Below are 12,655 nucleotides of genomic sequence, written 5' to 3'. Positions count from 1 at the left end.
CTGCAGCAGCTGATGCTATTTTGTTTTTGAATTTTATCAGCAGCAGGAATCCCAATTATCTTATTGGAGAACAAGTAATCGCTGCGCCTATTATCCGATCAATCAACCTGGAAGCAATATCAACAGGGTATATGCAGGTGGAATCCGGGAATATCACAACGGTTGAATTTCTTTCCGGATCCAGGCCTATTCCCCGTGATAAAAGCGAAATAGCAGTAGCGCATGCATTAGCTGCGGAATATATCGGGATGAAATTAGTTTACCTGGAAGGTGGCAGCGGAGCAAAGTTCTCTATTCCCGATGATATGATTTGTAAGATATCAGAGCAAATCAACATCCCTCTTGTTGTTGGTGGCGGTATCCGATCAGCTAAAGAGGCACGCGCAAAGGTTGATGCCGGCGCAGATTTTGTTGTGATTGGAAATGCGATGGAAAATAATTTATCTGAGACATTCATACAAGAATGTGCCGAAGCCATTCATTTGTGATTAATAAAATATTCTATGAAACATTAAAGCTTGGAAGCTAAATTTTAAATGATAGATATTCATACTCATCTTCTTCCCGAATTTGATGATGGTCCAAGATCAATAGATGATACCAGGAGAATGCTGGCATTAGCAGAAAAAGACGGGACTACTGAAATAATTCTGACTTCCCATATTTTAAGTCCCGCTGACTTTGATAGAGAAGAGGAGATCCTTGAAAAATTTAAGCAAGTAAAGGATATCGTTAAAAAAGATGGTAGAAAGCTTAAAATTTATTTAGGCGGTGAAATTTTTCTACATCCGGATACTGAGCTGAACAAGGCCTTTACCACTTTTAATAATAATGGTAAATATGTTCTGGTGGAATTTGGCATGCGCGCCATTCCGGAATTTGTGCCCAAGAAAATTTTTGATTGGACCATGAATGGAATTCTGCCCATACTCGCCCATCCGGAACGATTGCTGCCGATCATAAAAAATCCTAAATATGCTTATCGATTTGTCCAGATGGGTGCCAGCTTGCAGGTAAATGCCGGTAGTCTACTGGGCATTTTTGGAGATTCCGTAAAAAAATGCGCTCAGGAACTTCTTGAACATGATTTGGTTCATTTCGTTGCTTCCGATGGCCATGATATTCGATCACGTTCCATATCTTTAAAAAAAGCATATAATTTAGTTTCAAGTCAATATGGACTAAGTAAAGCCGAAGTTTTGTTTGAAATGAATCCTATTCGTGCCATTCTAGGTGATGAGTTAATCAAATCCGAGCCCATTGCATTTGAAGAACGAAACAACGGCTCCAGGCGGTGGCAAGCGCTGAAACGGAAATTTGGTCTAATACGTGAACCATGAACCACTCCCATCTTGAATCCATCCGTTCCGAACTTAGAGAAAGTTCAGAAGTTAAAATCCGTGTTGCTGAAAAGCTTTCTTCTTTAATTGCAGAGATCGCAAACATAGCCATTCAATCCCTGAAATGTGGCGGTAAAATCCTGTTTTGTGGAAATGGCGGCAGTGCGGCTGATGCTCAACATTTAGCAACGGAAATGGTGTGTCGTTTGGAATTAAATAGGCCGGCGATTGCGGCTCTTGCCTTAACGACAGATACTTCACTAATCACAGCTCAATCAAATGACAGGGGATTTGAATTCATATTTTCCCGGCAAATCGAGGCTTTAGGCAAACCAGGCGATGTATTAATAGCAATCACAACCAGCGGAAATTCGGAAAATGTATTAAAAGCAGTGCAAACGGCAAAGTCCCGAAAAATGCAAACTGTGGCTTTTTCCGGGATGGGTGGGGGTAAAATTATTAACATGGTAGATTATGGATTAACAGTGCCATCTTCAAATGCTCAACGAATTCAGGAAGCTCAAATAACCATAGGCCATATTTTTTGCGGCCTGGTTGAGAAAGAGTTAGTTGAACAAAGCAAAGAGGAAATTAGTATTTGAATGATATACTTAATACGCTTTAAAAAAATGTCAACAATTATACTTCATTTGTCGATTATTAAATCCTGGACATCCTGTTAATCTTGTCTGAATATTTTAATTGATTATAACTGTGTTATTAATAGGATGAACCACAACTATCTAGAAATATAAATGTTTTCCTTTTTACAAAGTTATTTTTTATATGGATTGTTTGCGGTAAGCCTGCCAATCCTTATCCATTTGTTTAACCGGCGCAAAGCCACACGAGTACCATTTAGCACCATTTTTTTCCTTAAAGAATTGCAGAAAAAACAGATGAGCCGTCTGAAGCTTAGACAGATCATCCTTTTACTCCTTAGAGCCTTGGTTATCGCAATGGCAGTTATGGCAATGGCAAGACCAACAATACGATCGAGTAGTTTTTTCCTGGGGAAAGCAAATGTTCGAACTGCTGCGGCAATAGTACTGGACAATTCATTAAGTATGCGTTGGGAGGGCCCTGCCGGTACTCGTTATAGTTCGGCTGTAAAATCCGTAAGCAATATCTTGAAGCAATTGAACCATGGAGATCAAATAAGTCTTTTTGTACCTTGTCCGGTTGGAGACTTGTCTTCCCAACAAACTTTTGAAACTCCGGATGCCATAATAAATTTACTTAAAAATTCTTCGGCAAGTATGCTTTATGGGAATATGTTCCAAACCGTTAATCAAGCCGCAGCTTACTTGGACAAGTCAATTTTTCCGAATAAAGAAATGTATATTCTTTCGGATTTTCAAAAAAGTTCATGGCAGCTTGAAGACCTGAAAGAAACCTCACTTGAAGTATCCGGGGTACGCTATTTCACGATTGATTTGAGTGATGTAGAGGATCGTAATGCCGGCCTTATAAAAGTAGAATTACAAGAGCAGATCATTGAATTAAGCAGGCCTGTTGCTGTTATTGCAGACATCGGTAATTTTGGCAATGGCGACCTGGAAGACTTGATGGTACATGCTTTTTTAATGGAAAATAGAGTGGGGCAAAATACGTTGAGTATTCCAAAAAGCAGAAGCGAAAATATTTCTTTTAACCTAACATTAAAAGAAACTGGCTTTATTTCTGGCATGGTGGAACTGGAAGACGATCCGCTTCTGGAAGACAACCGGGGATATTTTACTTTTTATCTTCATAAGAAGATCTCCATACTTTTGCTTGGCGATCAAGAAGATTTGGATTATCTGAAACTTGCTCTTGCACCCAAACCCGAACAAAACCGGTTATTCGTTTTTAAACGTGTGAATCAACTGCAGAATTTGGATATTCCCCTTTCTCAATTCCCGGTTGTAATTATGGCGGATCAATCCATTTTATCTGAAAGTGATATTGCCAGACTCATCCAATATGTTCACGGTGGCGGACATATGATCTTTTTTCCTGGCGGCCAAACCGATATTCGAGGCCTAAATGAGAGATTTCTAACTCCCCTTGGAGCTCCGGTATTTCGAGGCAGTACGGGAACCCTGGGAAAAGTTGAATCTTACATTGGCTGGGGATCAATAGATTTCAAGCACCCGATATTTTCAAATGTGTTCCGCGGGAAAATTGATAAATTGGATTCGCCGCAGTTTTACTTTCGGCTAAATCTCGATTCTCAATCAGGTGGAGCCGATGTAATCAAATACAATGATAACTCTCCGTTTCTCCATGTTTCAAATATCGAAAAAGGAACTATCTTTTTGTTTACATCAGGGTTGGATCCCGAATGGAATAACATGGTCTATAAGTCTATTTTTCCACCATTGATTTACCGGAGTGTAATTTATTTGGCATCACAAAATCAGCAACAAGCTTCTACATCGATGGTTGGCGAAGAACTTCAAAGTGAACTCTATGATCCTGAAGCGTCTTATTCGATTCTGAGGCCTGATGGTGTGGAAGAAAAGGTTACACCGAAGCAAACTGGTATTTCTCTTCAGATCCGCTATACCAATACAAAAATTCCTGGAATTTATAAGTTACTAAAAGGCACTACTGTGATCAAACAATGGGCTGTGAACGTCGATACTAAAGAGTCAGGTTTCGAAAGGATTTCACTTAAAGACCTGGATGATATATTAGCAGGGCAATCTATGGCGCTATCTGTTAGTGGGGCTTTTGGAGAACAGATTAAAAAAAACAGGTTTGGTAGTGAATTTACTAAGTGGTTTTTTATACTAGCAATCGTGTTCATGATTTGTGAAATGTTATTATCGCGGGAAGACCTCCTATCAAATATTCCCGGCATTAAAAAGTTAGTGAAGGAGAATGAATAACTGGCTTTGACTCATCAAGTTGACAATTGGCAAAACGGTACAGAACTGGCGATTTTAGTAACCGTAAAAATGCCCATTCAAAAAGAATGGGAAGTAAATGACTATCTGGATGAACTAAGTTTGTTGGTTAATACCGCCGGGGCCGAGGTAGTCGATCGAATAATTCAGGAGCGGAAAAAAATCGATCCCGCATATTTTATCGGGAAAGGAAAAGCTTTAGAGCTGGCTGAGAAAGTTAAGAAATTGAAATTGGATTTGGTTGTTTTCGATGATGATCTTACTCCGGCTCAAGTACGAAACCTGGAAAATATTACAGAAGCAAAAGTAATAGATAGAAGCGGGTTAATTCTGGATATTTTCGCGAGGCGGGCAAAGACCCGAGAAGCAAAAACCCAAGTAGAGCTTGCTCAATTAGAATATCTTCGACCCCGGTTAACCCGTCGTTGGAGCCACCTTTCCCGGCAGGAAGGGGGTATTGGCACAAGGGGTCCGGGAGAAACACAGTTAGAAACAGATCGCCGGCTGATTGATAAGCGGATATCGAATTTAAAAGCGGATTTGAAAAAAATATCCCAGCAACGAGGTACACGACGACAAAACAGGAAAGATCTTTTTAAGGTGGCTCTTGTCGGATATACCAACACTGGTAAATCTACTATTTTAAATGCACTAACAAACGCAGAAGTAGTTACCGAGAACCGTTTGTTTGTTACACTTGATCCAACGGTTCGAGGGTTTCAGATTGGCTCGGAGATTCGAATTCTTTTGATTGATACGGTTGGTTTTATTCGAAAATTACCGCACAACCTGGTAGCTTCATTTCGTAGTACATTGGAAGAAACGATTTTCGCCGATTTATTGCTGCATATTGTAGATATTAGCCATCCTTTATTTGAGGACCAGGTACAATCTGTAAACCATGTGCTCAGCGAATTAAATATTTCTGATAAACCCACAATTACAGTCTTCAACAAAATCGATCTGCTCAAAAATAAAAGTAACATTGATTATTTAAGAGAAAAGTATGAACCCGCAATTTTCATTTCTGCAACACGGGGTTATTTATTATCTGACCTAACCGTAGCCCTTCGTGAAGCTTATGAAAAGAATATTCTCATTAAAGAAATTAAGGTTCAATCAAATACATCTAATATACTTAACGCAATAAGTACTTTAGGGACAATTCTGGACACGAATTCATGTGCTGATGGTTTTTATATCAAATTTAAAATATCTAAAATTAATGATAGTAAATTGGAAACCATATTAAAAAAATATGATGAGAAAGTAACCGAGATTTAAAAGAATATCAAATGGCTGAAAACACTCAAATATCCGTTTTAAACCTTATAAAAGAAAAAAGTAGAGCAATCGCCCCAAAACTGGTGGAAATAAGACGTCACCTCCATCAAAATCCGGAGTTGTCGTACAAGGAATTTGAAACCAGTAATTATCTAAAGAAATGGTTGGAACCGGTTGCTATGGAGGTCAGGACAGATTATGCAGAAACCGGTTTAGTTGGAATTATTCAAGGGAACAAACCAGGGTCTGTTGTGGCACTACGCGGCGATATAGATGCGTTGCCGATTAAGGAACAAACAGGATTATCTTTTGCATCAAAAAATAAGGGCGTGATGCATGCATGCGGCCATGATTCCCACGCCACAGTTGCTCTGGGCGCTGGATTGATATTGTCTGAACTTAAAGATCAACTAAAAGGGTGTGTCAAAATTATATTACAACCGGGTGAAGAAAAAAACCCGGGTGGTGCTTCCATCATGGTGGGAAACGGTGTTTTGAAAGACCCGGACGTTGATGTGATTTTTGGAGTCCATTCGGATCCCAGGTATGGTGTCGGTGAAATAGGCTATCGAGATGGTGCGACGATGGCAGAAGCGAATGAATTTATCATTACTATTAAAGGGAAGGGTGGCCATGGAGCGACACCACATTTGACTATTGATCCAATTGTAATCGCAGCTCATGTGATTTTATCTTTACAAAATATTTCAAGTCGAATGGTGGATCCGCAGGACCAGGTAGTTGTTACGGTTGGAAAAGTGTGCGGCGGCAAAACAACCAACGTGATTCCAACAGAAGTAGAGTTGATGGGAACGGTTCGCACATTTAAGCCTGGGTTAAGTCAAGATATAGAAGCAATGATGCGTAGAATCGTAGGTGGAATCACATCCGCCTATGATGCCGAAAATGATTTTAAGATGAGTTATGGTTCTCCGGCAGTTATTAATGATGAAGAAGTCACCCAATTTTTGCTTCAATCGGCCCATCAATATATTGGCGAAAACAATTGCCACTATATTGAGAAACCAAGTATGGGTGCGGAAGATTTCTCATTTTATCTACAAGAAGTGCCGGGATGCTTTTTTAGGTTGGGAACGGGAAATCAGGAAAAGGGTATAACTTCCGTATTCCATCAGTCAACTTACGACATTGATGAAGATGCTTTACCCATTGGGGCTGGATTTATGGCTTACCTGGCTTATAATTATTTAGCAAATCAAGCATAGTTCAAGTGTTATGAAAATGAAATTTAAAGATAAAACTATTATTTTCTTCTTATTATTTTTCTTATTGCCTTTTAGGGCTGAAGCTCAACGAATTCGGGGAACAAATATCAGTTTTGAAGAAGGCGATTGGATCAGTTATACCCAATGCCGGTATATCAACTCAATTCAAGTGACGCCATTTTTAGTCTATGCAGCTAGCGAGGGTGGAATTCTTCGCTACGATTACCATGCCCGAAAATGGCTTTTCCCGTTCACCATCAGCAACGGTTTACCGGATAACAATGTGCTGGTAGCTGCTTATGATATCTCAACAAATTTACTTTGGTGCGCTACTGAGGAGGCAATATCTGTTTATCATCAAGAATCGAAAATGTGGGAAAATTCCTACCTGGATGAAGTTGGGTTGCCATTTGGAGACCCGGTGGTATCCATTGGGTTCGATAATCAAAATGTATGGATTGAGACACAATCCGGCAATTATTTTAGAAGTCCATCTCAATTTTTAGTGCTATCTCCAGAAGACAAGCCATCTGAAGATTTTATAAATTGGGTTGGCAAGCAAGGATTTGTTCCAATCCGGCTTCAACAATACAATTTGAACAATTCAATGATGTTCATCGATAATGCGGTGGAATATTTTATTCAGGATAACAATCTTCGTGATTTTCGATTTAATTATTATGTAATCGATAATTGGCAAACTTTATGGGCCGGAACGAACGGTCTTGGAATGTTTAGCGGTAATACGCGCACTGGCAATATGCAGCACAAACCATTTGGCTTGCTGAATCCGGATGTTAAAGCTATATATAAGGATCAGAAAAATATTTGGATCGGGGGAAATAATCAAGATCCCAATATGAATGGAATAAGTGTTTGGGAATATAAACGAGATCGTTGGTCCTATTTTGAACCCAAGTACATTTCTCGTTTTAGTAACATGAATATAAGGGATATTTCTTCAACGAATGAATCTGTCTGGTTTGCAACGGAAAATGGTTTGGTGCGCTATCAAAAAGACAAAGATCGCTGGCGAACCTATACTGTTTTTGATAATTTGAGGGACAATAATATATATTCCATTGCAGGAGATGATTCTACACTTTGGGTAGGATCCAGGGATGGTCTGGATCGGATCACCAATATCCGGGGAAAAATGGATTCAATTTCAATCTCTCCCATTACCCCGGGCAAAGATGAAGTGTCGGTGTTTGACATTCTAGTTGATAAAAACATTGTTTGGGCCGGAACCAACTGGGGACTATTTTATTATGATAAGTCCACCCGGGGGAAAGGATTTTATCGTGGCGTGGAGGGGCCCGGAGTTGGCGCCATAACAGCTATTGCCAAATTGGGAGACAGTTTATGGGTTTCTACCCTGAACACGATTGAAGTTTACGATGTAAAAAACAAGGTTTGGAGAGGATCTCCTGCTCGAAAGGTATTTGATGGAACACTGATTAATGATATTGCCGCAACGAAAAACAGTATTTGGGTAGGGACCGACAACGGTTTATATAAACACAATTTAATAGACAAATATTGGAGGAATTTTACAACCGACGATGGCCTTCTCGATCCGGTTGTACAAAAAATTCTTCCTGATCAGGATTATCTGTATATAGGCTCTCCCCAGGGCTTGACAAAATTTTATTGGAATTCACCCAATCGAATTGATTGATCAGCATAGAACCTGTTCGGAGTTTTAATGGACAATTCAATTTTAGACCCATTGGCAATTCAAAGCGATAGCAAAATTGTTTTTTTGATATTGGATGGAATCAGTGGTTTGAAAGTTGATGGTAAACCAGGAACTGAAATGCAAGTTGCGAATCTCCCCAACCTGGATCGGTTGGCGAAAGAATCAATTTGTGGTTTGCTTGATCCTATTTTGCCTGGCGTAACACCGGGCAGTGGCCCTGCCCATTTTGCTTTGTTTGGCTATGATCCGATTGAATTTAACATGGGTCGCGGGGTTTTATCTGCATCCGGTGTTGGATTCGAACTAACAGACCGGGATCTTGCGGCACGAATAAATTTTTGTACTGTCGATGGGAGTGGTAATGTAACTGACAGGCGAGCCGGAAGAATTGCTTCCGGGATTGGCGTACGATTATGTGATAAAATTGAATCTGCTGTTGTTGTTCCGGCTGGCTATGAGTTTAATTTTCTACCTGAAAAAGAACACCGGGCAGTAATGATTCTGCGCGGGGATGGTTTGAATGACTCTGTCCAGGATACCGATTCTCAACAAACCGGCGTTCCGCCACTGGAACCGGAAGCCCTTTCTCCGGAAGCTGATTTTACATCAGGGCTATTAAAGGATATCATTTCGCAAATCCGGGGGATCCTGGCTGATGAATCTCCGGCCAATATGGTCCTTTTGCGTGGATTTGCAAAACATAAAAAATATCCGTCGATGATGGAAAGATTTAAGCTAAAGTCTCTGGCAATCGCTAATTATCCTATGTACCGGGGCATCTCGAGATTAATAGGCATGGACCTGAACCCGGTGACCCCGAGTATACAAACCCAAATTGATGCGCTGGAAAACAAATTCAATGAATATGACTATTTTTTTATTCACATCAAATATACGGATGCCTGTGGAGAAGATGGCGATTTTGATGGAAAGGTTAAGGTGCTAGAGGAAGTGGATGAACTGATCCCCCGAATTGTAGAACTAAACCCCGATGTTTTGGTTGTTACCGGCGATCATTCGACACCCTCAAAAATGAGCACACATAGCTGGCATCCTGTTCCGGTTCTTATAAACTCAAATTTGGCGCGTATTGACCCCGTTGAACATTTCGATGAAATCAGTTGTATCCAGGGTGGAATTGGGCGACAACCTTCGGTTCATCTGATGGGTCTGGTGCTTGCCCATGCGAATCGGCTGCAAAAATTTGGAGCTTAAAAAAGGCACAAAGGCACAAAGTGACAAAGATAAAAGAAAAAACAAAAATTGCTCCGGGGTGTCATTACGAGGAGTTCCGACTGGTCGGGATGACGAAGCAATCTCATACATGACAGTTAAAGCCGGAAGAACCGAATAGAAATATGGGAGATAAAATCAAATCCAGGTTCGAACTTCTCGAACACACTGGCGATTCAGGGTTAGAGGTTTGGAGTGAATCACCGGAAGGAATATTAGAAACGGCAGCGCTGGGGATGTTTTCCATCCTCGTAGAATTAAATACCATTCAGCCTGAATTTCAAAAAAGCATTGAATTGCAATCCGGTTCAAGAGAAGATTTATTGGTCGATTGGCTGCGTGAATTAAACTTAATTTCTATTTTAGATGAAATGCTTTTTTGCCGCTTTGAAATTCAGAAATTAAAGGATAATTCTCTAAATGCACATATCTTTGGAGAGCCTGTTTCGAAAGATAAACATAAAATATTCCGTGAAATTAAAGCGGTAACCTATCATGATTTGATTTTTGAACAGAGAGATTCCGGCTGGTTTGCAAGAGTGATTTTTGATTTATGAATTGATTTAAAAACATTAAGACAGGATTAACAAAATTAACAGAATTAAAAGATGATAAATGAAACGTGACCATTGTTTTGAAACCGTTATAACATATTGTTTTTTTGTCATTAACCCGTGGCTTAAGAGATAGTTGCAGAATGCATAAAATTCCACAGAATGTCATTCTGAACGAAGCGAAGCGGAATGAAGAATCTCTTGATTTTAAAGAATACCTGGCATCATTCATTTTTAATGAAAACAGTGAAGGAGATTTGTTTATCTCCAATGAGAAAAAAACCAGGGTCGAAACCAATAAGATTGATGGAGAAGAATATTCCCAATTTATTAATGAATTCTGGACATCAAAGCAGCGGCAGGCTTCCTCCCTGCACGAAATCGCCTATCGGGCTTGTTTTAAACCGCAGTTGCCACGATTTTTTATTGAGACCCTTTCACAAAAAGGAGATGTGATTTATGATCCGTTTTCCGGCAGAGGTACAACTGTTCTTGAAGCGGGACTGTTGGATAGAAATGTAATTTCTAACGATGTGAATCCTTTAAGCAGGATATTAACCTATCCAAGGTTTTTTGTTCCGGATATTTTGGCAATAGAAAATCGTTTAAATGAAATTCCATTTCAGGAAGAAACAACTGCAAATTTCGATCTATCGATGTTTTATCATCCGAAAACAGAAAACGAATTAATTTCACTCCGCAACTACTTTTGTGAAAAAAATAAAAATCAGCAGGAAGATCTTCCGGATGCGTGGATTCGTATGGTTGCGACCAACCGCCTAACTGGCCATTCTCCGGGTTTTTTTTCTGTGTATACGTTGCCACCAAATCAGGCTGTGAATGCGCAAAACCAAAAAAAGATCAATGAGAAAAGAAAGCAAAAACCTGAATACCGTAATGTGAAAAAGTTGATCCTGAAGAAAACCAGGACCCTGCTGAAAGGAATGACCCGGGAGATAAAAGTGAAGCTGAAAAACATTGGCGATCAGGCAGTTTTTTTGAATACCGATGCCAGGGATACCAACGAAATCCGTTCTGATTCTGTTCAACTTACGGTTACCTCGCCGCCCTTTTTGAATGTTGTGCAATACGCGAATGACAATTGGTTGCGCAGTTGGTTTAATGATATCGAAGTTGAGAAAGTATCAAAGAAAATTACGATGGCCAGAACTGTTGAGGACTGGAATAGTGTAATGGGACAGGTTTTTAGTGAACTGTTCAGGATTACAAAACCGTATGGCTGGGTCGCTTTTGAGGTTGGCGAAGTGAACAAAGGCAAAATAAAATTAGACGAGCATATCGTACCTATTGGCGTTGCGGCAGGATTTAACTGCGAAGGGATTTTAGTTAATCGCCAGAATTTCACAAAAACCGCTAATATCTGGGGGATCGATAACAATTCCAAAGGGACAAATTCCAATCGGGTTGTGCTTTTTCAGAAACAATAAGAAGAATTCAGACAGGATTAACAAGATTTACAAATGAAGAGAATGAGTCATTGTTTTAAAACCGTTTAAACGCTTATAACAGATTGTTTTTTATGTTATTAACTCCCTGATTAACAAGATTCCCGCTTTAAAGAAAATCTGCATCTCCTGGTGAGGCAGGATTATTGTCAAAAAAGGAAACCGCTATTTTATGTGCAAATCATTCTCAATGTGGATTCACATGATGCGGATAAGATTGTGCCGGGAAAAGCAGCATTGATTTGCGGTTTTGCAACAGCCCGGGAAGTTGACAGCGCCCCATTGTGGGATTTTGGCTCGAAAATGGGTGGCTCCGGCGGTTACAAATGTTATTATATTTCCATAAAGAATTTGCATCCTGTTAGGGATTTATTAAATTACTGATTGGAATAGCTCAATAAATCTGAATGAGGATGGGATGGATTATAAAAAAATAATAACTATTAGTGCCGGAATATAAAATCCCCGATATCTTTGAGAAATCCTTAAAAAAGGCGGATTCAATTCACATAATATCCAAACGAAGTCAATAAAATAAAAATTCTGTCAAAAATTTGGTGAAGGCGGTAGATGAGTAGTGTATAAAGCTGAGGACACCAAAAAGGGAGGACACTATGTATGATGATTTGTCGTTAGAACACTTTATGGAAGGTTTAAGAAAAAGGAATCCTGGAGAAATTGAATTTCATCAAGCAGTTTACGAAGTAGCGGAATCAGTCATTCCGTTTATTTTGGAAAATCCAAAATATCAAAAGGCAACGGGATCTATTTCCATAAAAAGAAACAGTAAAATTGTAAGTATAAATTAGTTGCAAAATAGATCCCGTTCGTGTGACGGGATGACAGTGATAAGGTTTATGAATAATGCAGGTTAACTTATTGTAAAATTAAAAGTTAACAAATATAAATATTTGCTTTGATTATATACATCCATCTAACCATTCAAAAAAAAATAA

13 protein-coding genes are annotated in these 12,655 nt (G+C 39.4%); all 13 read left to right on the top strand.

Annotated elements, in window-relative coordinates; genetic code table 11:
- A partial coding sequence (locus IIC38_17235) for a geranylgeranylglyceryl phosphate synthase family protein (GenBank protein MCH8127677.1) occupies window positions 1-488 on the top strand: 488 nt, incomplete at its 5' end.
- A gap of 48 nt (window positions 489-536) precedes the next feature.
- A complete protein-coding gene (locus IIC38_17230; GenBank protein ID MCH8127676.1) occupies window positions 537-1,340 on the top strand; it encodes a hypothetical protein in 804 nt (267 codons plus the stop codon).
- Window positions 1,337-1,942, top strand: a complete 606-nt coding sequence (locus IIC38_17225) for a D-sedoheptulose 7-phosphate isomerase (protein ID MCH8127675.1) — start codon at window positions 1,337-1,339, stop codon at window positions 1,940-1,942. The genes IIC38_17230 and IIC38_17225 overlap by 4 nt, the downstream gene beginning before the upstream one ends.
- A gap of 153 nt (window positions 1,943-2,095) precedes the next feature.
- Window positions 2,096-4,216 (top strand): BatA domain-containing protein, encoded by a 2,121-nt coding sequence (locus IIC38_17220; protein ID MCH8127674.1) that lies wholly within the window; start codon window positions 2,096-2,098, stop codon window positions 4,214-4,216.
- Between the two features lie 69 nt (window positions 4,217-4,285).
- Complete coding sequence (gene hflX, locus IIC38_17215; GenBank protein ID MCH8127673.1) at window positions 4,286-5,518, top strand: GTPase HflX; 1,233 nt, start codon at window positions 4,286-4,288, stop codon at window positions 5,516-5,518.
- A gap of 11 nt (window positions 5,519-5,529) precedes the next feature.
- Window positions 5,530-6,744: an amidohydrolase gene (locus tag IIC38_17210; protein ID MCH8127672.1), complete on the top strand. Its 1,215-nt coding sequence runs from the start codon at window positions 5,530-5,532 to the stop codon at window positions 6,742-6,744.
- Between the two features lie 16 nt (window positions 6,745-6,760).
- Window positions 6,761-8,425, top strand: a complete 1,665-nt coding sequence (locus tag IIC38_17205; GenBank protein ID MCH8127671.1) for a hypothetical protein — start codon at window positions 6,761-6,763, stop codon at window positions 8,423-8,425.
- A gap of 27 nt (window positions 8,426-8,452) precedes the next feature.
- A complete protein-coding gene (locus IIC38_17200; GenBank protein MCH8127670.1) occupies window positions 8,453-9,661 on the top strand; it encodes a 2,3-bisphosphoglycerate-independent phosphoglycerate mutase in 1,209 nt (402 codons plus the stop codon).
- Entirely contained in the window at window positions 9,651-9,800 is a 150-nt protein-coding gene (locus tag IIC38_17195) for a hypothetical protein (protein MCH8127669.1), read from the top strand. Before IIC38_17200 ends, IIC38_17195 begins: the two co-directional genes overlap by 11 nt.
- Window positions 9,801-9,804: 4 nt before the next feature.
- On the top strand, window positions 9,805-10,236 hold the full coding sequence (locus IIC38_17190) for an archease (GenBank protein ID MCH8127668.1): 432 nt from the start codon (window positions 9,805-9,807) through the stop codon (window positions 10,234-10,236).
- A 140-nt stretch (window positions 10,237-10,376) separates the two neighbouring features.
- Complete coding sequence (locus tag IIC38_17185; GenBank protein ID MCH8127667.1) at window positions 10,377-11,681, top strand: site-specific DNA-methyltransferase; 1,305 nt, start codon at window positions 10,377-10,379, stop codon at window positions 11,679-11,681.
- A 192-nt stretch (window positions 11,682-11,873) separates the two neighbouring features.
- Complete coding sequence (locus tag IIC38_17180) at window positions 11,874-12,083, top strand: hypothetical protein (protein ID MCH8127666.1); 210 nt, start codon at window positions 11,874-11,876, stop codon at window positions 12,081-12,083.
- A gap of 230 nt (window positions 12,084-12,313) precedes the next feature.
- The gene (locus IIC38_17175) at window positions 12,314-12,508 is read left to right on the top strand and encodes a hypothetical protein (GenBank protein ID MCH8127665.1); all 195 of its coding nucleotides are present in this window, start codon (window positions 12,314-12,316) and stop codon (window positions 12,506-12,508) included.
- Window positions 12,509-12,655: the final 147 nt, after the last annotated feature.

Source organism: candidate division KSB1 bacterium, assembly GCA_022566355.1.
In the GTDB taxonomy this organism is placed as follows: Bacteria; Zhuqueibacterota; JdFR-76; order JdFR-76; family DREG01; genus JADFJB01.
This window is presented reverse-complemented; position numbering and strand designations above follow the sequence as displayed.